This is a genomic window from Romboutsia sp. 1001285H_161024_C4, from assembly GCF_015550185.1.
Classification (GTDB): domain Bacteria; phylum Bacillota; class Clostridia; order Peptostreptococcales; family Peptostreptococcaceae; genus Romboutsia_C; species Romboutsia_C hominis.
Window position 1 is genome coordinate 109,132 of sequence record NZ_JADNAJ010000001.1, and the last position, 23,297, is coordinate 132,428.

The following is a 23,297-nucleotide window of genomic DNA, read 5'->3' on the forward strand; positions in this document are numbered from 1 at the left end:
CCCAAAATAAATACATAATTAGTAGATAAAATTTGAACAAATATTAAAGTTATATAAAATGTCCTAAAAATGACACAATAATGACATAATTTTTCGGAAATTTCGACAATAAAATAAAATAAATGTGTGCTATAATATCAATAGTTAAATGACGAAATTTGGGGGAATAATATGAAAAAATTGAAAAAAAGTATAGCTATAATATTAAGTTCTATAATGATACTAGGAATAACAGGATGTAGTGGAGCAAAAACTGAAAAAACTGAAAGTGATGTACAAGCATCAAGTAAAACAAATTCACATTATCCAGTTACTATAACAACTCATAATTATGAAAAAGAACCAGTAGAAATAACTTTTGATAAAGAGCCAGAAAATGTCGTTGCTGTATATCAAAACTCAATAGAAACTATGTTAGCATTAGGGTTAGAGGATAAAATAAAATTAGCAGCAGGACTTGACCATGATGTTAAAGATGAATATAAAGAAGCTTTCTCTAAAGTAAATTATTCAGAACAATTTACACCAGATAAAGAAACTGTATTAATGGAGCAACCAGACTTTATATTATCTTGGTACTCTATATTTGATGATAAGAGATTAGGTGATGTTGATTATTGGCATAAAAATAATATAAATACATATATGGCCTTAAATAGTGGGGCAGCTGAAGATAGAACTGTTGAAAATGAAATTACAGATATATTAAACCTAGGAAAAATATTTAATGTAGAAGATAAAGCAGAGAAAATAGCTAATGAAATAAATACTAAGATAGATGAAGTCTCTAAAAGTGTCAAAGACCAAAAAGAGCAAACAACTTTAATAATAGAGTATATGGACGGGAAAATATATACTTATGGAGCTAAAAGTTTAGGTGGAGATATGGTAACTAGATTGGGTGGTAAAGTATTAAACCCTGAAGGCGGAAATATTGGAGAAGAAGATTTAATAAAATTAAATCCAGATTCAATATTTGTTGTTTATATGAACAGAGGAGATGAAAAAGCAGGCCAAGAAGAAGTAAATAAAATACTTAAAAATCCTGCACTTTCAAGCTTAAAAGCAGTTAAAAATAATAGAGTAAACCCTATACCACTAGGAGATATGTATTGTAGTGGTATAAGAACAATAGATGGAATAAATGCATTTGCAAAAGGGTTATATCCAAACTTAAATAAGTAGGAGTAGTTTATGGAGAATAGAATCAATCTATCATCAAGTAAAAAAAATATATTTAAGGAGACACCTATATATATAGGTGTTTCTGTTGTATTATTAATATTATTATTTTTATCAATAGGATTTGCTGTAACAATCGGTTCGGTAGATATAAGTATTAGAGAAGTTTATAGCATTATAATAAATAAAATATTTAACTTAAGTCAAAATGAAGCAGTATCGAATGGTGCAATTCATGATGTAGTATGGCTTATAAGATTGCCAAGGATAGTCCTTGCTATTGCAGTTGGAATAGGTCTATCTGTAGTTGGAATAGTTATGCAAGCTATAGTGAAAAATCCATTAGCAGATCCATATATACTAGGAGTATCATCAGGAGCATCACTAGGTGCAACATTAGCCATAATGTTAGGAGTCGGAAGCGTATTTGGTGGAAACTATATTGGAATAGCTGGATTTATAGGAGCATTTCTTGTGTCTATATTAGTTTTAATTATAGCAAATATAGGAGGAAGAGCAAACTCTGTAAAGTTATTATTAGCAGGTATGGCACTTAGTTCTGTATGTAGTGCATTTTCTAGTTTTATAGTTTATATCGCAGATGACGCACAAGGTATGCAAAAGATAACTTTTTGGCTTATGGGAAGCTTAGCTGGTGCTAAATGGGAACAAATAGTATTTATACTTCCTTCTATATTATTTGGGGCAATATTTTTTGCTACTCAATCTAGAATTTTAAACTTAATGTTGCTTGGAGATGAAGTTGCAGTTACGCTAGGAACTGATCTTCATAAATATAGACATTTATACCTTATTATAACCTCTCTTATGATAGGACTATTAGTTTATTCATCTGGAATGATAGGATTTGTAGGTCTTATTATACCTCATATAGTTAGAATGATATTTGGGACAGATCATAAAAAATTAATTCCAGTAGCTTCTATATTAGGTGCAATATTTTTGATATGGGCAGATGTATTATCAAGAAGTATAATAAAAGGAACGGAAATACCTATAGGAATTCTTATATCTATTATAGGCTCACCTTGTTTTGTTTGGTTGATGATTAGAAAGACTTATGGTTTTGGAGGTAAAAGTTAATGCATATAAAAACAGAAGGTGTAAAACTAAGTATTGGTAACAATGACATATTAAAAGGAATAGATATAAATGTTGAAAATAAAGAATTTGTTGGAATAATAGGTCCAAATGGGAGTGGAAAATCCACTCTCTTAAAATGTATCTACAGAAATTTAAAGCCATCTAGCGGAGTTATTATGTTAGGGGATGAAGATTTATCAACTATACCTATTAAGGAGAGTGCTAAGAAATTAGCTGTATTATCTCAACATAACTATTATGATTTTGATTTTAAGGTATATGATATTGTTCTTATGGGAAGATCACCTCATAAAAAGATAATGGAGAGAGATTCTAAAGAAGATTTTGAAATAGTTGATGATGCTTTAGAAAAAGTAGGTATGATAGATTTTAAGGAAAGAAGTTTCAATACTTTATCAGGAGGAGAGCAACAGAGAATAATACTAGCAAGAGCACTTGCTCAACAAACGGATTGCTTAGTATTAGATGAACCTACAAATCATTTAGATATCAAGCATCAATTGAAGTTAATGAGTATTGTAAAAGGATTAAATATAGAAGTAATAGCTGCAATACATGATTTAAATATTGCATTAATGTATTGTGATAAAATATATGTTTTAAAGGATGGAAAAATTATAGCATATGGGACTCCTAGTGAAGTTATGACTAAAGAACTTATAAAAGAAGTTTACGAGGTTGATGCTATAATTAACAAGGATGAAAATGGTAAATTAGTGAGTATTTCTTATAATATATATAAGTAGGTAAATAAATAATATATAAATAAAGTAGTAGTTTTAATAGGATTTAAAACTACTACTTTTATATTTGAAGATATTGTTTAATTATTGTACAAAAGTCAAAAAATTCGTTCTTTATAGTTTACTTATACTTTAAAAATAACTTAATAGACTTAAATTATAAAATTTATATTAAATATAAAAAATAAATATATTTTACAGGTTTCATTTTAAATAGAAGAAAAAATTGAAAAAAATAATAAAAAATAAGGTGGATATCTTGAAATAACTAGGTTTTATAAATTAATTTACATGGATATCTATAAACTTATTTTAGTATTAAATATTAGTATAAATTAACAGATAAAATAACACTGATATAAGACTTTAAATCATATAATATCGTTAATTTTTTATTAAATATTTTATCATTAGATGATTTTATACATGAATATTTTTTATAAGTTGTTAAGAGTAAATTATTATCAACTAAGAATGGTAAAAGCTAAAAAAGCAAAAGTTACAGCTTAATTTGACTATAAATTTAATATATAAATTTAATGTTTTTAATAAAATTTATATATGAATATAAAAATAAAAAATGAAGCTAATATTGTAACTATTTTTTACTAATTACTAGTAAAAATAATAGTTAGTAAGTATGATTAAAATAGCTATTTAGGCAAAAATTTATGCTTAAATAGCTATTTTTTAAAAAAAATTTTTTAAAATTTTTTAGCAAAATCTAATGTTTAAGAAACGTTGGAACTTCAATAGATTAAGACTGTTACAATTTGTAACTAATTTGTTACCCTTTTTTAATTTTTGCCTAAAATGGTGTTTACAAATCCTAAAAAGTGTATTAAGATTAATAACAAGTTAAGAAAAGTTACAAAAAAGTAACAAACAAAAGAATATGAATTAAAAAATATGAGATAGTTAATAATATATAATTTTACTTATTAGGAGGTTTTTATGAGTTTGAAAAAGAGAATGAATAAATCAACGATATTGGCATTAGGATTAGTAATAGGTGGGATGTACGCATCAGCTGGGAATATATATGCAGATAACAAAGTGGAAGTAAATTCAGATAAAAAACAAGAAATGAAAATAGAAAACAATGAAATAGTAGTTGCAGATATATTAAATATAAGAAAAGGACCATCTGAAGATGAAGACAAAATAGGTGCTTTAAAAGAAGGTTCTGTCGTAGAAGTATTAGAAACTAAAGATGGATGGGATAAGATAAAACTTTCTGATGGAAAAGAAGGTTGGGTAAGTGGTGAATTTACAGTTAAAGAAAAAGCTAAGGTAAATGTAGATGAATTAAACTTAAGAAAAGGACCATCTACAGATGAAGAAAAGTTAGAAACATTAAAGAATAATACTGTTGTTGAAGTGTTAAAAACAGCAGAGATTAAAGATGAAAATAAAGATACAAAAGAAGTATGGCACCAAGTTAAGTTAGTAGAAGATGAAGCTACAAAATCAGAAAAAGAAGCTTCAAATGATGATAAAAAAGAAGAAAAAACTGGTTGGGTTTCTGCTGAATATGTATTAACAGAATCTCAAGAAAGAAAGCAAAAAGAAGAAGAGGCTAAAAGACAACAAGAATTAGCTCAAATGCAACAATTAGAAAGAGTAGAAAAAGTAAATAATGTAGTATCAAATACTACGTCAGATAGTCCAAAGACTTCAGCAAGTAAATCTAATGTAGTTGAGAAAAAAGAGCCAGTTAAGGAAGAGAAAGCTACATCAAACACTAAAGGGCGTAAACTTACTGTAAATGCAAGTGCTTATTCAGGACATAGCATAACAGCTACAGGAACTACTCCTAAGTGGGGAACAATAGCAGTAGATCCATCTGTTATACCTTATGGAACTAAAGTTTATATACCTATGTTTGACAAAGTATTCGTTGCAGAAGACTGTGGTGGAGCTATAAAAGGTAATAAGATAGATATATTCATGGGTAGTGAGCAACAATGTACAAACTTTGGTAGACAAAATATAGAAATACAAATATTAGGATAAATATAAATTGAAAAAGCCAAGATTAAATTAATTTAATCTTGGCTTTTGTTTAAATAAAATTTTATAAGTAATTATATATAGACGAGATATAGTAAATCTATTATAGAATGAAAAAATAAGGAGGTACTATATTGATTATCCGATGTTTTGTTATCAATGTGAACAAACATCAGGAAGTAAGGGATGTACTAAAGTTGGAGTATGTGGAAAGACTTCAGAAATAGCAGCACTTCAAGACGTCCTAATGTGCTTCAATACTTAGTAGATACATTTAATATAAGACATATAAGTACGCCAGATAATGACTTAGCAACATTTTTAGGTGTTTTGAAAAAAATAGAAATATAATATATGATTAAACTTAAACAAAAGCCTTCTTTTAAAATATTAAAAAAGAAGGCTTTTATTTTTATTTAGGAAGGTTATATTAGTTATTTGTTTTATTAATTAATGCAAAAATGTATATCCTACTAATTATATATTAGATAAAAGTAGTTTATAAATTAAAAATATAGTAATATAAAGATGACAATATTTTTTTACATATAAAGATTTTAATTTTATAAATCTCTATTGATATTTATTTTAATTTAAATATAGAAACATAGGGGGAGTAAATATGAGCTTTACATTAGCCATTTGCGATGATGATGTATTAAATATAGGAATATTAGAAAAGCATATAGATAAAATTTTAAAAGATGAGAGTATAGAATATAATTTGCTTAAATACTCTTGTAAAGAAGAATTATTAAATGACTATCCTAAAAATTTAGATATATTATTTTTAGACATTAAAATTAACGGAATAAGCAGCACGGATATTGCCAGAAAAATAAGGGAAATTGATAAGAATGTAGAGGTAATGTTTACTACGCCAGCAGATTATATTTTTGAAACAAGAGCTTATAGATGCTTAGCTAAGCCTTTAAAGTATGAGGAAATAAGACTTCAGCTTAGAAAGTCTATAAAAGAATATTTAGAAAAACATAGTATAATATCCATACAATCTAGGAAAAAAACTTTAGTATTGCCAGTTAGAGATATACTTTATGCTGAGGTTAGGAAAAAAGAAGTTACAATATATACAGAAGAAAAAACTTATACTATCGAAGCTAGTATGAGAAGATTAGAAGGAAAAGTTTTAGGTTATAACTTTTACAGATGTCATCATAGTTATTTAGTAAATTTAAAGAAAATCCAAGAACTAAGGGAAAAATCTATAATTATAGGAGGATTTGAAATACCTATAAGTAGATCTAAGAATAAAGAACTTAAGATAAGATTAGATAATTTATTTGGAAATTGTTCATGCTAAATAGTATTTGATGAACATGTCTATAGGTAAATTTATTATTAATATATAAATCTAAATTATACTTTAAAATTGCTATTTACATAAAATTATTGAAAATGAAAAGGAAATAAATTGATTTTGATTTTGATTAGGATTATCATATATTTGGTGGGATCTATATGTAAACAACATCGAGATGATTATAAAAAGTATAGAGAAATTATTTATATTATATAAATTTAGATATTTAATGAAAAATAAAAAAACTTTGAATTAAATAAATAATTATGTGTGTAGAGTTGGGGAAATAAATTTTTTAATAATACATATAAGGTAGATTAATAATATCAAAAAAATGCTAATAAATATTAAAGTGTGGGAGAGTATTTTATGAATCTAGCAATTTTGTTTGTAATTTATATGGGGTGTTTTATAATGTGTTTATATATGAGTAATAAATATCAATAAATAAGGGGCAGTATATTATAGTTAAATGTCATAGTAGTTAAAAGGGAATAGATAAAATTATATTATTAGAAAGTTTTAAAAAAAGCAAATAAATTAAGTTAAATACCACTTCAGAGGAATTTTTTTGAAGTGGTATTTTAATTTTAACATATAAAAGGATTAAAAAATATAGTATAATAATTAAAAATAAGAAATCTAATGTAAAAAATTACGAGGAATTAGAATGGATAGCAACAACACAAGCATGAGTGTATTTAATGTTAAATCAATGTTAAAGCGAATGAAGGGGATATTGTTAATAACATTAATAAGTATAATATTTATAACCAAAGTAGAAATGAACCTGTATGAAGAATCTAAAAGAAGTATAAGAGAGTTTAATAGGCAGGTTTCGAATAAAGTATCTATAGATATATACAATGGAATGGAGAAATTAGATTATATAAATAAATATATAAACGAAGATATGAAAAAATACAAAGATAAGTATAATGAAGACATATTTTTAAAAAATATAAATAGAATTAGTAGTGGAAGTTTATTTAAGTACATAGGCATAGTGGGTATGGATGGGTACATAAATATAGGTGATAATGATAAAAAGGTATATGTAGGGGATAGAGAGTATTTTAAAAAAGCCATATCTGGGGGTAACCATGTAAGTAAACTTATAGAAAATAGATTAGAATATGAACTAGATACAGTATATTCAAGACCATTAATTATAAATGGAAAAATCAAAGGAGCAATTGTAGGGATTGAACCTAAGGAGATATTAGATAAAAATTTAGTAAATAATACATTTTCAGATAAAGTAAAGGTATATATTGTTACTTCTAATGGGAACATAGTGTTAGGGTCTAAAGAAAATTTAGGCATGTATAGAGATATAATATTAAAATTAATCAATGAAAAAGGAAATAATGGTATAGATAGTTTTGATGAACATGGGGAAAAAAATGTAATTGCTTATAATAAGGTAAAAAACAGTAACAATTGGTATGCTATATCTATAGTTCCTATAGCAAAAGTATTTACAGGAACACATAGTACAATAAAATTATCTTTATTTACAATTATATTGTCATTATTCTTATACGTAATTATTGGTACTTATGAAGATATAAAAAATAAAAAAGAATTAGAAGAAGCTAGTTATGTAGATTCCTTAACTAATCTTAGAAATTTGTTAAAGTTTAAATTAGATGCAAAAAAGATAATATTAAATAGGGCTAAGGATTATGTTTGTGTAATAGTGGCATTTGATATAAAGAATTTCAAAGCTATAAATGAATTATTTGGCTATGATAAGGGAGATAAGGTATTGAAGATGATAGCTGATAATATAAGAAGTATAGAGTTTGAAAATATTAGTGCAAGAATAGGGGAAGATATATTCACACTATTATTCAAAATAGAGGACGATGAAGACTTTGAAAAAAAAATCGAGTATATAAATAAGCATGTTACAAAGCAACGTTATATTAATAAAAAATTAGAATTAAATACCCATATAGGTGTATTTAAGATGAAAAAGGAATGTATTGAAATTGATAAGGCTTTAGATAATGCAAATAAGTCTAGGATAGAATCCAAAAAAGTAGGAGATAAATTATACTATTTATATAATGATGAACTAGAGTATAAGATACAACAAAAGCTGATAGTAGAAAGGGATTTAAAAAGATCTTTAAAAAATGAAGAATTTGAAATATTATATCAACCTAAGGTAGATATTAATAGTGAAAAGATAGTATCTGCAGAAGCTTTAATAAGGTGGAAACATAAAGATGTAGGATATATATCACCAAATATATTTATACCAATAGCTGAGAAAAATGGAGATATAAATCTTATAGGAAGATGGGTTATAAAAGAAGTTTGCAAAGAAATAAAAAAATGCGAAGTAAATAAAGATAATATAGTTCCTATTGCTATAAATTTATCGAGGGTAGAGCTTTATCAAAATAATCTAATAGATTATATAAGAAATACTATGAAGAGATATGATATTTCACCAGAATACTTAGAATTTGAGATAACAGAAACTGCAGCCTTAAATGATATTGATTATATTAATAATAGAATAAGAGATATAAAAAGCCTAGGTATCAAGGTTTCTATGGATGATTTTGGAACAGGTTCTTCAAATCTAAGCAATTTAAAGAGACTTGATATAGATGTTTTAAAGATAGATAGGACTTTATCAATTGATATAGAAGAAGATGAAAAGACTAAGAGTTTATTAAAGGCTATTATTAATTTAGCCAAGGAGTATAACATCGATGTAGTTTGTGAAGGAATAGAAAGTAGAGAGCAAGTAGATATACTTAGGGAGTTTAGATGTGACATGGTACAAGGGTATGTTTATTATAGGCCATTAGATATATGTAAATTAAAAAAAATTTTAAAAGGAAATAAATAGCTATTTATATAAAAGAGTATTAATATATTGATACTCTTTTATTTTTTATGACAAAGATAGTAGGCTCTTTTAGTTAAACACTTAGTGTTGCCAATTTGAACCAAAAAGAATGTATAATATTATTTAGATAGCTATTAAATAATAAAGGAGGTAAGTATGAAGCACGAGTGGAGAAAAAAAGAAAAGGAATATTACATACCAAAGCAAAAACCGCAGTTAATAGAAATACCAGAGTTTAAATTTTTTACTATAAAGGGGCGAAGTAATCCAAATAGTGAGGAATTTAGTGAAGCTATAGGAGTGTTATATTAATTAGCTTATACAGTTAGAATGATGCATAAAAGTGATAATATACCAGAAGGATATTTTGAATATACAGTATATCCTCTAGAAGGATTATGGGATTTAAAAGAAAATGGAAGAGGGCTAGAATATTTAGATAAAAATGAGCTAATATATACACTAATGATTAGACAACCTAGCTTTGTAAATGATGAAGTATTTAATAGAGCCATGGAAAAAGTAAAAAGCCACATAGATTATTAGATAAGGTGAAATTTGAAAGTATTAAAGATAGTTTATCTGTACAAATGTTACATATTGGATTTTATGATGGTGAGCCTATAACTTTTGAAATCATGCAAAAGTTTTGTGATGAAAATAATTTAAGATTAAGGACTAAAGTTCATAGAGAAATATATTTATCAGATTTTAGAAAGACTGAACCTGAAAAGTTAAAAACAGTGCTTAGATACAAAGTAGAGAGAATATAAAATACATATTTAAAAATAAAAAATAATTTAATAATATAAAATATAGGCATTTAGTTTAAAGCTAGATGCTTTTTGATTGCAATTAAATTACAAATTTAAGTTTAAAAAATTTTAAAATAAAATGAACCGTTTGTTCTATTAAAACATCTAATTAGTGTAAAGCAAAGAAATAGCGCTATAATTTGCAAGGAAAGGTAGGAAGTATATTGAATAAAAGTACATTTATAGAGAAAGTTCTTGAAGCTGAACATACTTTATATCATGTTTCTAAGTCAATCTTGATTTATGACCAAGATTGTGAGGATGCAGTTCAAGGAGCAATTTTAAAAGCTTATGATAAATTGAATACATTAAAAGAAGAGAAGTATTTTAAAACTTGGTTAATTAGAATACTTATAAATGAATGCTATAGTTTAAAACGTAGAGCAAGTAAAGTAGTACCTTATGAAGAATGCATTGAAGTTTACAATGATGATAAAAAAGACTATAGTGAACTATATTTGGCTATTTGTAAATTACCTCCACGAATTCGTATTACAATAGTTCTTTACTATATAGAAGGGTATTGCGTGGATGAAATTAAAGAAATTTTAAAAATACCTTCAGGAACTGTAAAAAGTAGATTATCAAAAGGAAGAAAGCTATTAAAAATAAAGTTAAAAAATATGGAGGTAATTTATGAATAAAAAAAATTTAAATAATATTTTTTTAGATACACCACAAAGTTTTAAAAATATTGTAAGAGATACTTTAGATAACTTACCAGAAAAAAGGGGGAATAGTGAAATGGAAGATAGAAAAGTGTATAAGAAGGTATCGGCTAAAAAAAGGATTATAACCGCTTTAGTGGCAACTATGGCATTAGGGACAACTGTATTTGCAGCAGGGAAAATGCTTTCTATAGTTGGACACTCTAGTAATATACCAATTTATACTGATATGCCAACAGATAAAGAAGTAAAAGAAGATTTTGGTTTTGAACCGAAGTTAGTAGATAAATTTAGTAATGGATATGTATTTGAAAATGGATACACTACAAATTATGAAGGTATCGATGAGGAAGGAAGTTCACTTGAGAAGTCAAAAACAATAGATTTTGTTTATAAAAATGGCAAGGATAAAATAAATCTTTCAATGCAAGAAGGAATATTAGGTGAAAAATCCAATAGAGAAACAGTGGTTGATACTTATAAAGATATAGAGATATATTATAATGTATATAAAAATAAGCTTGTACCAGGTGATTATGAAATGACAGAACAAGATAAAAAAGATGAGTTATCTGGTAAATATGTGTTTAGCTATGGATCTAAAGAAATAGAGGTAAGTGAGGTTAAATATTTAAATTGGAAGCAAAATGGTATTTACTATAATTTCCTAGTTAGAGATGGCAATTTATCACAAGATGAATTAGTTAAAATGGCACATGAAGTTATAGATACTAAGTAGAGTTTAAGTTATAATTAAATATGATAATTTATACCTACAATATAATTATATTGTAGGTATAAGACGTTTAATATAAAACTAGGGGGAAATTAAATGCGCAAGAAAATAATTAATACTCTATTTATTATGGGATTTATTTTCTATTTATTGTTTATTTTGTGGAATATTTTGTTTAAATATGTATCTCCATTAGAGATATTCAGTAATGATAGGTTTTTTTCACAGACACTTAATATAATTCCATTTAATGATATATTTAAGGGTAAATTTAATAAAATGGATATATATGGGAATATAATTTTATTTATACCATTTGGGATATATATAAATATGATAATAAAGGATGTAAGGATATCTAAAAGTATATGTATAATAGTTATAATAAGTTTTATATTTGAAATTAGTCAATATATATTAGGTATAGGTGCTAGTGATATAACTGATATTATAACAAATACGATTGGTGGGATTATTGGAATAGGTATTTATACTATCATTAAAAGTATATTTAAATATGATAATAAAGTAAAAAGCTTTATAACTATCTGTAGTACTATAATTATGTTGATTGTATCTATTATATTAATAGGGATATTTATGTACAATTAGATTATAGTAAAAAATATAATAAGTAAAGCTAAGTGTTTAAATATAATATTTAAAGATATAGGTTGTATAGTCTGCTATGACTAAGATGCTTATATCTTTTTTATTTACTATATTTATTAAGCTAATAAAATCTTATTTGATTTAAGAGTAAGTTTAAAAGCTAAAGAAAATTATTGAAGTATTCTCTTAGTATTATATATAATATATATTAAGAAATATAGTTAGAATTATAATGATTAATTTGGGTATAAATTATTATAAAAAGTGAGAATATTAAATAACTTACAGATTCTTACTCAAAATAGGGATATCCATATCAAATTTTAAATAAATAGGAGAAATTAAAATGAGACCAACATATGAACAAGAAGTTAAAGCATTAGAAGAACATTTAAAAGGCTTATCTAAGGAAAAATTAGAAGAATTAGTTTATTTAGTTGACGAAAATACAGATGATAGAATGTGTATAGGTGGAGTTAATTTTTTTAAGGTTGATATTATAAGGATAGTGGAAGCACTTGAAACTAATACAGAATTGTAGGATAGTGTAAAAATGGGAGTGATTTAAAACTTCCTTTTTTATTTGTATTAAAAAATTTTAACTGGGAAAAGAGAGTATATAAGGACATTAAACTTAAAATGATATCATAAGCAATAAAATTTATTTTTATAGAAATTATGAAAAAGGACTATATCTAAGTAGTTATAGCCCTATATAAAATTTAATTAACCACTTAAATTAAATTTTAAGAATATACAATTATACTTCTAAATTCGTTTTATTGCTGATTAGTACAACCATTATTCAGCGATAATTATATTATGTTCTTGAGCTCTAAATTTTTCTACCAATTCTATATCAATGTTAGAATCAGTAATGATACAATCTATACTTTCAAGAGGGCAGACTGTTATAAGTGACACTTCATTAAATTTAGTACTATCAGACAAAACCACAACTTCTTTTGAACAATCTTTCATTTTATTATGTATAACAACTTCATCCATTCTTTGGTCTGTTATACCATTTTCTAAGGAAACGCCACATGTTGTTAAAAACATCATATCCAGATTTATTTTATCCAGTATAAGGGTAGCGAAATCAGAAACAAATGAATTTTCATCAGGGGTAAGTACTCCCCCTGTCGCAATTACAGTGAATCCTTTTTTATCAACTAGCTCATAAGCATTTATTAAAGAATTAGTAACTATTGTAAGGTTATTAAATTTTTTCTTTAGAACCTTAGCAAGCTCATAAGAGGTAGTCCCAGAATCTAGTCCAATTGATTGACCTTCTTTGACTAATTCAGCAGCTTTAAGGGCTATAGATTGTTTCATATCAGAATTTTGTGATTGACGAACTTTAAATGATATATATACATCATCATCATTATCATCAGGTTTTACATCAGATTTAGGAATAGCTCCTCCATGAACTCTATCTAAGTATCCTGCCTCATCAAGATATTTAAGATCTTTTCTTATAGTTTCAGAAGAGGCATTTAATTCTTTTTTTAAATCAGATGTTTTTACTATACCATCAAATTTTAGCTTATCTAAAATTATGGCATATCTTTCTTCAGCTATTATAAATACCACCTCCAGAATAAATTTAAAAATATTGACATCAAAAAATGTTGATTTAATTGGATAAAAACAATTTTAGATTGTATATTTTTGGTATTAATTATAAATTATATATCAAAAATTTATAAAAATCCACTTATTATAGAAAAAAGTAATGGAAAAAGGATAAAAAGCTATAAAAAACAATATAAAAAGCTATAAAAAACAATTTAAAACAAAAAAAAACAATAAAAAACTTGTATTTACAAAAAAAACCAATTATAATTATAACCGTAACAAGAAAAGGGTAAATATATTTAACCTTGAAAACGATTTTATAAAATTAATCATGGAGGTTTAAGATGAACGAAAAAGAATTACAAATAAAAACAAAGTATGCTTGTAATAGGTGGTTTACATTTGCAATTCTTGTACTAGGTGCAGGAACTATATTTAAGCTTAGTTCACTTAAAGATGCATTTTACATACCTATGCAACAATATATGGGATTAAATCATACTCAAATAGGTATGGCCTTATCTACATATGGGATGGTACAAACGGTTGGATTAATATTCTCAATTTATTTAGCAGATAGGTTTTCTAAGAAATATATGATATCTTTCTCATTGATAGGAGTAGGACTTGTAGGTATTTATTTATCAATATTTCCTCCGTATGCAGGATTTTTAGCAGCATTTGCCGTACTTGCTATATTCGGAGAGGTTATTTATTGGCCAGTACTTTTAAAAGCAGTTAGACTTATAGCTACTGAAAAAGAGCAAGGTAGAATATTTGGTTTTTTAGAAGCTGGACGTGGTATAGTTGATACAATAGTAGCATTTTCAGCTTTAGCTATATTCTCAGCAATGGGTGAAAGTGCACAAGGTCTTAAAGCTGGTATACTGTTTTTTTCAGCTGTTGTTATAGTAGTTGGGATAATATCGTTTTTTACAGTTCCACATGATGAAATAAAGGAAGTAAATGAATCAGGCGAAAAAATTGGTAAAAATGCAGCTGCATTCCAAGGCATGATTAATGCTATAAAGATGAAAGAAATATGGGTTGTTGCATTTACAATATTCTCTGTATATTGTGTATATTGTGGCCTTACATACTTTATACCATTTTTAAGTGATGTATATGCTATGCCAGCAACATTAGTAGGGGCATATGGTATAATAAACCAATATGGACTAAAGATGGTAGGAGGGCCAGTGGGAGGATTCCTAGCAGATAAAGTTACTAAATCTACAGCTAAATATATAAGAGCAGCATTTGTTGTAGCAGCAATAGCTATGACAATAATAATATTTTTACCTCATGAATCAATGAGTATATATACTGGGATGAGCTTAACACTAGGATTTGGAGCTATAATATTCACAATGAGAGCAGTATTTTTTGCTCCAATGGATGAAATAAAAGTACCAAAAGAAATAAGTGGTGCAGCGATGTCTATAGGATCTCTTGTAGGGTACTTCCCATCAACATTTGCATACACTCTTTATGGAAGTATGTTAGATAAAAGTCCAGGGTTATCAGGATATAAAATGGTATTTATGACAATGGTAGGATTCTCAATTTTAGGATTTTTTATAAGTTCTTACTTAGTTAGAGTTATAAAACGTAAGCAAGCAGAAGATGCAAGATAAGTATAAGAGATATGTTAAATAAAAAATTAAAAAATTTTCTATAACCTGTGGATATATCCATAGGTTATAGAAGTAATTATATATAAAATCATAGAACATGTATTATTTAAAATAGGAGAAAAATAATATGAAAAATATAAATATAAATGGTTTTAAGAGAAATGGAGAATGGTTTAAAGGAAATTTACATAGTCATACTACAGTTTCAGATGGAAAATTAACTCCACAGGAATCAGTGAATCTGTATAAAGGAAATGGATATGATTTTATGTGCTTAAGTGAGCATGATATATACACAGATTTTAGAGGAGAATTAAATAGTGAAGGATTTATAATATTACCTGGGATAGAATGCTCAAGTGTATTATATGATGAGGATAATCAAAGAAAAAAAATACATCATTTGCATGGATTATTGGGAACTACAGAAATGCAAGAAAAGGCTAAGGGTAAGCTTTTCAAACATATGGAAATTTTAGAACCTCTAGTATGGGAAGGTGCTAAAACCGCTCAAGACATAGCTAATCTTATGGAAGCTAAGGGGTGTATATCAACTTATAATCACCCTTTATGGTCAAGAGTAGACCAAGAAGATTTTATAGATACAAAAGGAATCTTTGCTTTAGAAATATATAATCATGGTACAGTATTAGAAAGTAATACAGGATATGATACAACTCATTGGGATACTATGTTGAGAAAAGGAAATAAAGTATTTGCATTTGCATCAGATGATAATCATAATGAAGATTTCTTACCGGATTCATTTGGAGGATGGGTAATGGTTAAAGCTGAATCTCTAGAACATGATAATATAATAAATGCATTAATAAATGGAGATTACTATTCTTCATCAGGTCCTCAAATATATGATTTTGGTATAAAAGATGGAGTTGCATATGTAGAATGTTCTCCTGTAAATCATGTCAACTTTATGTCTGGAAATGCTATAAATGGTGGTTTTTCATATTGGGGAGAGCCTAAAGAAGATAGTATTACAAGAGCAGAGTTTGAGCTAAGAGGAAATGAAACATATATAAGAATAGAATGTGTTGATAAATATGGTAAAATAGCATGGAGCAATCCTATATTTATAGATGATATAAAGTCAAAATAAATGTATTGACATTGAGAGGGAGAAGTATGGAAAATTTGGAACTTTTTTTGAGACAGCTTGCAAGTATCTTATGGGGAAATTGGTTATTATTTACCCTTTTAGCAGTAGGTTTATTATATTCCTTTGCAACAGGATTTGTTCAATTTAAAAAATTTCCGTATATAATAAACCAGACAATAATAAATCCTATGAAGCAAAATTTTAAAGGAGATAAATCAAGTTCTGAGGGGTCTATAACGTCATTTCAAGCAATGTGCACAGCTTTAGCAAGTTGCGTAGGTAGTGGAAATATTATAGGTGTTTCTACTGCACTTGCATCTGGGGGAATAGGTGCAATTTTTTGGATGTGGGTAGCTGCATTTTTAGGAATGGCAACTAAGTTTGGGGAAATTATTTTAGGTATTTTATATAGAGAAAAAAATAATAAAGGTGAATATATAGGCGGACCTATGTATTATATTTCTAAAGGGTTAAATCTACCTATATTAGGAAGTATAACTGCTATACTTATGACTGTTCAAATAATAGGTGGTAATCTTATACAATCTAATACTATATCTAGTGTGATGAAGAATACATTTAGCGTATCTCCATTGATAACTGGTATATTATTAGTTACTATAGTTTTTACCATAGTTTATGGTGGACTTAAAAGATTAGCAACTGTTACTCAAAAAATTGTTCCTATAATGGCTATATTCTACATATTGTTTGGCTTATTTTTAATATTAGTTAATATAGATAAAGTTCCAGGTGTATTAGAGGATATAATTAAAAGTGCATTTACATTTGAAGCTGGTGTAGGTGGTATGGCAGGTCATACTATCAAAGAAGCTATGAGATTTGGTGTAGCCAGAGGCTTATACTCAAACGAAGCAGGGGAAGGTTCTGCTCCAGTAATTCATTCGGCAGCAAATGTAAAACATCCTGTAGAACAAGCTATATTTGGTGTTACTGAAGTATTTATAGATACAATTGTAATATGTACCATAACAGGATTGATTTTAGGATGTACAGGTGTATTAAATAGTGGTGAACATCCATCTATTTTAGTAATAAATGCGTTTAAAACAATACATCCATTAATGGGGTATATTGTATCTTTAAGTTTAATTTTATTCTCATTAACTTCTCTTATGAGTCAGTGGTATTTTGGATATGTAGGACTAAATTATGTACTGGGAGAAACTGTAGCAGTTAATTTCAAATATGTTTTTCCTATATTTAGTATTATTGGAGCATTAGTTAGTATGGATATAGTATGGCTGATACAAGATTGTGCTCTTGGGCTTCTTATAATACCAAATCTTTTAGCATTGATTGTATTAGTTCCAAAAGTAAAAAAAGCCACTAATGAATATTTTGCTTAGTATTAACTTAGTAAATTAAATAATATAAGTAAACTTTAATTTTTATGGTAAAAAATAAAATAGTTAAAAATTTAAGCGATTTCAGTATAAATTTAAAGAATGCTATACTAAATTAAAAATTAATAAAAAAGGATAGACTTAATTTGTCTATCCTTTTTTATCAATTTTGATTCTTTAATAAATCCTTAATATCTCTAAGTAGCAAAACTTCTTCAGGTGTTTGAGCAACATTTTCCTCTTTAGTTGCAGCCTCTTCTTTTTTTCTAGTAAACTTTAACTTGTTTATAGCTTTAACAAATATAAAAATACAAAATGCTACTATTAAAAAATCAACTGAAGTCTGTAAAAAATTACCTACATTCAAAGTAACGGCAGGAATAGATCCTATAGATTCTTTTAATACTATCTTATACTCTGAAAAGTTTATTCCACCAGTAGCCATTCCTACTATTGGCATTATAATATCATTGACTAAAGAAGTGACTATTTTAGAAAACGCACCTCCGATAACAACACCTACTGCTAAATCTATTATATTTCCTTTAACAGCAAATTCTTTAAACTCATTTAAAAATTTATTCATAATATGACTCCTTATCGAATTATTGATTATACATATTACTATATAATAATAAAACTTACAAGGGGTGAAAAATTAAAATGAAAATCTAAATATAATTATTATAAAATTATAACTACATTTAAGTATACTTTGGCTATGAATTATCCAAAATTAGGATTCTTAGAAAAATAGTGAGGATTACAACTTATTGTAGAAAACTTTTATACTAATTAATAATTAAAAATCATATACTCAATTAGGACATATATAATAGAGGTGGTATTATATGAAAAATATATTAGTTAGTAAAATTAAAATAACATTAAATCTATTAATTTTAATAATTTCTTTATTATTAGTGGGGTGTTTTAATGCTGAAGAAAAACCTAGAGAAAAAACAAGTACTAAGTCAAATGTATCGGTAGAAGTCATGGAGGCAGCTAAAAAAGAAGATAAAGAATCAGCTAGAAAAACAGGTAAAGATTTGAAAATAACTAAAGACAGTAATGAATTAAAAGAAAAGACATTATTTATAGAAAAATCTTATGATACTTCTAAAGAAGGTATAGATGAGTTAAAATCAAAATCTAAAAGCAGCAAAATATACACAAATACGCAAATAGAAGGAAATGTATTATTATTACTTGAAACTGACGGAGCCATAAAAAATATACGAGTACATGAGTTAGGTGAAGAATTTATGGATGTAGGAGTTGATATAGATGCATACTTAGAAAAATATAGTGAACTTAATTATATAGAACTTGAGGATGTAATATTAGATAAAAATAATTCAATAATAATAAGACTACATGAACCAGAAACTATACCAAACTATTGCATAACTTGGACTGATGAATTAGGTAATAAAGGATACTATGTAGTAGCTTATGGATTTAATAAAGATGGAACAGAGATAGAAAGAGAAACAGTAAAAATAAATGTAGATAATAGTAAAAATGAAGATTTAAAACCTACTGAAAATATGACAAATAAACTATCAGAAGAAGAGGCTATTTATCTAGTTAAAGATAAATTAATAGGAGAAGGGTTGAATGCAAAAATTAAAGTAGATCATATAGAAGGTAATAATTATGTTATACAAGTTTATGAACTTGTTGAAATAGAGGGAGAGGGTTCACATATAGCTACTCTAGGATGGTATAATGTAGATATGTATACTGGGGAAATTACAAATTTATTTTAATATATCATTTATAAATTTACTTGTAAATATAAGTAAATATCTTATGGAAAATTTGAGAGTATATTTATATAGTAGATGAATATAAAAATGTTCAAATTACCTTTAAAAATATGACTATTGAGGAGATAAGTCTAGAAATACAGAGGGAGGTGGACATGAACTTGCTATTTGCAAGAGCTCTGTATAACTTCAAGGGGGGAAGTTTAATCTATTTTGACATGTAATATCTGTATTATTTTTTAGTGAAATTATGTAACTAAATATGGGATATATTATCTTATAATGAATATTTGGTTCATGGAACAATTAAGCAAATATTAAAAATATATTAAAAAAGGAGCGAATCTCGATTTGAGATACCTCCTTTTTTAATTATATTTTAATGAAGATTTTTTATTATCCAAATTTAATCTATTTCTAAAATAAGGTAATTGGGATAAATGGCTCAAGAGATAATTTGCAGAAAGTCCTATAAATATACCTGTAATAATACCTATTGTAGACAATACTGGAAGATATAGAAATACTCCAAAATTATTAAAAATAAGAGATGCTGCAAGTAATTGGCCTACATTATGAAATACCGCAGCACAAGAACTAACACCTATTACAGAAACATGTTTACCACCTAATTTTTTAGTAATTATAGTGGCAATAAAACTAAATATACCACCAGTAGCACTGTACAACAGTGTAGACATATTACCACCAAAGATTGCAGCTAAAAATACTCTTAATATAAGTATAATAAAAGAATCTTTATAATTATCTAATGTATAGATTGATATTATTATAATCAAGTTTGCAAGTCCAAGTTTAGCACCAGGAGTTACAAATGGAATTGGCATCATTCGTTCAATCAAGGATAGTATTAACGCCATTGACACGAGTAATGACATATAAATCATTTTAGAAGTTTTGTTTAATTTCATAATTAGTGTGATAGTATCATATCATCAGATGAACTATCTTTTTCAGCTCCTTTAATTTCAATTATTAATTCATTTGGTAGGCAAATAATATTTTCACCTACATTAGATATTTCACCTTGCTTTATGCAAAGCTCATCTTTGCAATTTGCTTTTATAATTTTTATTTTATTATCTTTTACTAATACATCATTAGTACCATGTTTAGATTTTATAGTAAAGGTTTTCTCATCTTTAAAAGAAGATAAAGGTATATTATCATAAAATTTACCATTAACTTTTATACTAACATAAGTTGAATTAAAATTTTTAGAAAGGGATTTTGAGAAAATTATACTCGGTACAAAAGATAAAATAAGTAATGATACAATAATAATAATATCAAGCTTTTTTAAACTTTTCATAAATGATTTCTCCTTTAGGTTATTCAAAAATATTAAATCTTCATATAATTGAATTTTAAAGGATATAAAATATAAATGGCAATCTAAAAAATATATTTTATAAAAAAATATTAATATGTTTACTAAATTAGAGTGTATAATCCCATTATAAATGGAATGTTCTTCAACTGAAGAAAAAATTTAAAACTCAAAGAGCAAAAAAACTACAAATTAAGTAAAAAGAAAAACTATTAATATATATAATTATTTTTATAACTAAATAATTGTTTAAATATTGACTTTACAATCAAATAATGATAAATCTATATATAAAAGAATGTACTTATGTATCATAAAAATAAAAAAGGGTAAGTATTTTAATTATTGTGTATACAGAATATAGTTATAATTAGAGATTATAGGGATAGCAAATATTATTATATAAGGGGAAATTAAATATGGGCAGAAAAATAATTGTTAGTATAATAATAATAATTTTAACTATCATTTTAGTGGGATGTCAAAAAGAAGAACAAGGTGAACAAATAGGAAGAACGGAAATATTTATGGGGACACCAATAACAATTACCTTGCATAGCGGGGGTAGCAAAGAAATATTAGATAAAGCATTTGGTAAAGTTTCAGAAATAGAAAACCTAGTGAGTATAAACAAAGAAGGTACAGAATTATATAAACTTAATAAAAATGCAGGTAAATCTTCAGTAAAACTAAGTGATACTAGTTATAAAATTATAAAAAAAGCAATAGAATATTCAAAGCTATCTGATGGTGGATATGATATTTCTATAGGTCCATTAGTTAAACTTTGGAGTATAGGCCTTGAAGGTGCAAAGGTCCCGACAAAAGAAGAAATTGATGAAGTTATAAAACTTATTGATTATTCAAAAGTAAAGATAAACGATAAAACCAAAGAAGTATTTCTAAGTGATGAAGGTATGATGCTAGATTTAGGAAGTATAGCAAAAGGATATACTGCAGATGAACTTGCAAATTTGTTAAGAGAAGAGGGTGTTAAAGAAGCTATAATAGATCTAGGTGGAAATATATATGCTCTAGGAAGTAAAGAAGGGAATAAAGAATGGAAAATAGGTATCCAAAATCCATTTGACGATAGAGGAAGTGTAGTAGGATCTATAGAAGTAGCTAATAAATCTATAGTAACAACAGGTGTTTATGAAAGATTTATAGAAGAAAATGATATAAAGTATCATCACATACTAAACCCCAAAACTGGATATCCTTATAAAACTGAAATAGCAGGTGTATCAATAATAGCTGATTATTCAGTAGATGCAGATGCTTTATCTACATTAGTTTTTACAAAAGGACTAGAAGAAGGATTTGATTTTGTAGAAAGTCTAGAAAATATAGATGCAATATTTATAACTAATGATAAAGAAGTATATATAACAGAGGGAATTAAAGAAACATTTAATATAATGGATAATGATTTTAAACTTTGTAATTAGATATTGGTGGTAGCGTAATATACATATAAGTAGTTTAAATTATTTTTATTAAATTGTGTATTTAAAGAGTATGTCAAAAGTTTTAAATAATTTATACATATCTAAACTAACTTTAAACCATCATCTTTTGAAGCTTGAAAAGTATTTATTATAAAATTTTGTGAAAATTTTTAATACTGCCTATTTTTTTTAGTTTGTTTACAATAAATTGCATAGGGTATAAAAAATTATACAAATCAACTTTAGGGGAGGTCTTTTTATGAATTACCAACTACAGCAAGTTCAAGTAATAAAAGCACTTGAGGAAAGAGGATTAGACAATATATTTACTATTTCAAGGGAAACTTCTAAAAGTGTACTTTTCCAAGCTAAGCAAACTTTAAAGAATGGTGATTGTATTATATCTTTAAGTTTAAATGGTGGTAACTTAGCTCCTATATATTATTGTATAGGTAGATTAGATAATCTACATAAGAAGAATGACTTATTAAATCTTATTAATGCTTTTAATGAAGAAAATTTAGTACTTAATTTCTTTTTACATGAGGATAATACAATAATGGCTAGAATCACTTACATATCAAATGAAAAAAACTTTAATGCCTATGATTATGTATCTTTAATTGAAGTAGGATTTAAGTCTATAGAGGATAATTATTATGATAAAATAATGGATGCTTCAAAATAATAATATTATTAAAAGACTAATATAAAGCTTAAAATTACATATTTTAATAATTTAATAGTTTTTATAAATTATGTAGCTATAAAAATAGTAAAATATAACTCATATATTATATTGTTATTAGCAATGTAGTATATGAGTTATATTTTTGAAATTTATACCAAAAAAGTATAATACTTTGAAGTTAATATAATGAATTTTATAAGTATAAAATCAATCGCTAGAAATCATAGAGATAGAATTATA

General features: G+C 26.2%; 23 protein-coding genes and 1 pseudogene. 20 read left to right on the forward strand and 4 right to left on the reverse strand.

The features are described from left to right. The first annotated feature begins 171 nt into the window (after nt 1-171). From I1959_RS00580 to I1959_RS00635, 14 genes and pseudogenes are all read left to right on the forward strand, one after another. Nucleotides 172-1,185, forward strand: a complete 1,014-nt coding sequence (locus I1959_RS00580; RefSeq protein WP_195236827.1) for an ABC transporter substrate-binding protein — start codon at nt 172-174, stop codon at nt 1,183-1,185. 9 nt (nt 1,186-1,194) lie between these two features. After that, nucleotides 1,195-2,286 carry a FecCD family ABC transporter permease gene (locus tag I1959_RS00585; protein WP_176579601.1) on the forward strand — a complete coding sequence of 364 codons (1,092 nt, stop codon included), beginning with the start codon at nt 1,195-1,197 and terminating at the stop codon, nt 2,284-2,286. After that, a complete protein-coding gene (locus I1959_RS00590) occupies nt 2,286-3,053 on the forward strand; it encodes an ABC transporter ATP-binding protein (protein ID WP_195236828.1) in 768 nt (255 codons plus the stop codon). Before I1959_RS00585 ends, I1959_RS00590 begins: the two co-directional genes overlap by 1 nt. A gap of 951 nt (nt 3,054-4,004) precedes the next feature. Beyond that, nucleotides 4,005-5,066, forward strand: coding sequence for an SH3 domain-containing protein (locus I1959_RS00595; RefSeq protein WP_166504926.1), 1,062 nt, complete (start codon nt 4,005-4,007; stop codon nt 5,064-5,066). A 142-nt stretch (nt 5,067-5,208) separates the two neighbouring features. Further along, nucleotides 5,209-5,313 (forward strand): annotated as a pseudogene (locus I1959_RS00600) (hypothetical protein); the annotation flags it as partial. A gap of 372 nt (nt 5,314-5,685) precedes the next feature. Then, a complete protein-coding gene (locus tag I1959_RS00605; RefSeq protein WP_166504927.1) occupies nt 5,686-6,384 on the forward strand; it encodes a LytR/AlgR family response regulator transcription factor in 699 nt (232 codons plus the stop codon). 670 nt (nt 6,385-7,054) lie between these two features. Continuing rightward, entirely contained in the window at nt 7,055-9,256 is a 2,202-nt protein-coding gene (locus I1959_RS00610) for a bifunctional diguanylate cyclase/phosphodiesterase (protein ID WP_166504928.1), read from the forward strand. A gap of 156 nt (nt 9,257-9,412) precedes the next feature. Beyond that, nucleotides 9,413-9,568: a hypothetical protein gene (locus tag I1959_RS15705; RefSeq protein WP_330405564.1), complete on the forward strand. Its 156-nt coding sequence runs from the start codon at nt 9,413-9,415 to the stop codon at nt 9,566-9,568. Nucleotides 9,569-9,586: 18 nt separating this feature from the next. Next, the gene (locus tag I1959_RS15710) at nt 9,587-9,802 is read left to right on the forward strand and encodes a hypothetical protein (RefSeq protein ID WP_330405566.1); all 216 of its coding nucleotides are present in this window, start codon (nt 9,587-9,589) and stop codon (nt 9,800-9,802) included. Nucleotides 9,803-9,807: 5 nt separating this feature from the next. Further along, a complete protein-coding gene (locus tag I1959_RS15715; protein ID WP_330615147.1) occupies nt 9,808-10,029 on the forward strand; it encodes a GyrI-like domain-containing protein in 222 nt (73 codons plus the stop codon). 206 nt (nt 10,030-10,235) lie between these two features. Then, nucleotides 10,236-10,715 carry an RNA polymerase sigma factor gene (locus tag I1959_RS00620; RefSeq protein WP_092927140.1) on the forward strand — a complete coding sequence of 160 codons (480 nt, stop codon included), beginning with the start codon at nt 10,236-10,238 and terminating at the stop codon, nt 10,713-10,715. Then, nucleotides 10,708-11,478, forward strand: a complete 771-nt coding sequence (locus tag I1959_RS00625; RefSeq protein WP_195236829.1) for a hypothetical protein — start codon at nt 10,708-10,710, stop codon at nt 11,476-11,478. The genes I1959_RS00620 and I1959_RS00625 overlap by 8 nt, the downstream gene beginning before the upstream one ends. Nucleotides 11,479-11,571: 93 nt before the next feature. Next, nucleotides 11,572-12,087 carry a VanZ family protein gene (locus I1959_RS00630; protein ID WP_092927136.1) on the forward strand — a complete coding sequence of 172 codons (516 nt, stop codon included), beginning with the start codon at nt 11,572-11,574 and terminating at the stop codon, nt 12,085-12,087. Nucleotides 12,088-12,433: 346 nt separating this feature from the next. Continuing rightward, on the forward strand, nt 12,434-12,628 hold the full coding sequence (locus I1959_RS00635) for a hypothetical protein (protein WP_092927134.1): 195 nt from the start codon (nt 12,434-12,436) through the stop codon (nt 12,626-12,628). Between the two features lie 260 nt (nt 12,629-12,888). On the opposite strand, the gene I1959_RS00640 is transcribed toward I1959_RS00635, so the two are convergent. Next, nucleotides 12,889-13,686: a DeoR/GlpR family DNA-binding transcription regulator gene (locus I1959_RS00640; protein ID WP_092927132.1), complete on the reverse strand. Its 798-nt coding sequence runs from the start codon at nt 13,684-13,686 to the stop codon at nt 12,889-12,891. Between the two features lie 329 nt (nt 13,687-14,015). Here I1959_RS00640 and I1959_RS00645 point away from each other — a divergent pair, with 329 nt between their 5' ends. The 3 genes from I1959_RS00645 to I1959_RS00655 all read left to right on the forward strand — a co-directional run bounded on the left by I1959_RS00645 (nt 14,016) and on the right by I1959_RS00655 (nt 17,795). Next, nucleotides 14,016-15,308: an MFS transporter gene (locus I1959_RS00645; RefSeq protein WP_195236830.1), complete on the forward strand. Its 1,293-nt coding sequence runs from the start codon at nt 14,016-14,018 to the stop codon at nt 15,306-15,308. A gap of 127 nt (nt 15,309-15,435) precedes the next feature. Continuing rightward, on the forward strand, nt 15,436-16,425 hold the full coding sequence (locus I1959_RS00650) for a PHP domain-containing protein (protein WP_166504932.1): 990 nt from the start codon (nt 15,436-15,438) through the stop codon (nt 16,423-16,425). A 26-nt stretch (nt 16,426-16,451) separates the two neighbouring features. Continuing rightward, nucleotides 16,452-17,795 carry an alanine/glycine:cation symporter family protein gene (locus I1959_RS00655; protein WP_166504933.1) on the forward strand — a complete coding sequence of 448 codons (1,344 nt, stop codon included), beginning with the start codon at nt 16,452-16,454 and terminating at the stop codon, nt 17,793-17,795. Nucleotides 17,796-17,955: 160 nt separating this feature from the next. On the opposite strand, the gene mscL is transcribed toward I1959_RS00655, so the two are convergent. Further along, the gene (gene mscL, locus I1959_RS00660) at nt 17,956-18,378 is read right to left on the reverse strand and encodes a large-conductance mechanosensitive channel protein MscL (RefSeq protein ID WP_092927124.1); all 423 of its coding nucleotides are present in this window, start codon (nt 18,376-18,378) and stop codon (nt 17,956-17,958) included. Nucleotides 18,379-18,643: 265 nt separating this feature from the next. On the opposite strand from mscL, the gene I1959_RS00665 reads away from it, so the two are divergent. Continuing rightward, a complete protein-coding gene (locus I1959_RS00665; protein ID WP_195236831.1) occupies nt 18,644-19,564 on the forward strand; it encodes a hypothetical protein in 921 nt (306 codons plus the stop codon). A gap of 368 nt (nt 19,565-19,932) precedes the next feature. On the opposite strand, the gene I1959_RS00670 is transcribed toward I1959_RS00665, so the two are convergent. Both I1959_RS00670 and I1959_RS00675 read right to left on the reverse strand, forming a co-directional pair. Continuing rightward, the gene (locus tag I1959_RS00670) at nt 19,933-20,463 is read right to left on the reverse strand and encodes a Gx transporter family protein (RefSeq protein WP_243239959.1); all 531 of its coding nucleotides are present in this window, start codon (nt 20,461-20,463) and stop codon (nt 19,933-19,935) included. A 35-nt stretch (nt 20,464-20,498) separates the two neighbouring features. Next, nucleotides 20,499-20,897: a NusG domain II-containing protein gene (locus I1959_RS00675; RefSeq protein ID WP_166504936.1), complete on the reverse strand. Its 399-nt coding sequence runs from the start codon at nt 20,895-20,897 to the stop codon at nt 20,499-20,501. A 437-nt stretch (nt 20,898-21,334) separates the two neighbouring features. Between I1959_RS00675 and I1959_RS00680 the strand changes: the two genes are divergently transcribed. Together I1959_RS00680 and I1959_RS00685 are read left to right on the forward strand one after the other, a co-directional pair. Continuing rightward, nucleotides 21,335-22,366, forward strand: coding sequence for an FAD:protein FMN transferase (locus I1959_RS00680; protein WP_195236833.1), 1,032 nt, complete (start codon nt 21,335-21,337; stop codon nt 22,364-22,366). Nucleotides 22,367-22,625: 259 nt separating this feature from the next. After that, nucleotides 22,626-23,054: a hypothetical protein gene (locus tag I1959_RS00685; RefSeq protein WP_092927114.1), complete on the forward strand. Its 429-nt coding sequence runs from the start codon at nt 22,626-22,628 to the stop codon at nt 23,052-23,054. The last annotated feature ends 243 nt before the right edge of the window (nt 23,055-23,297 follow it).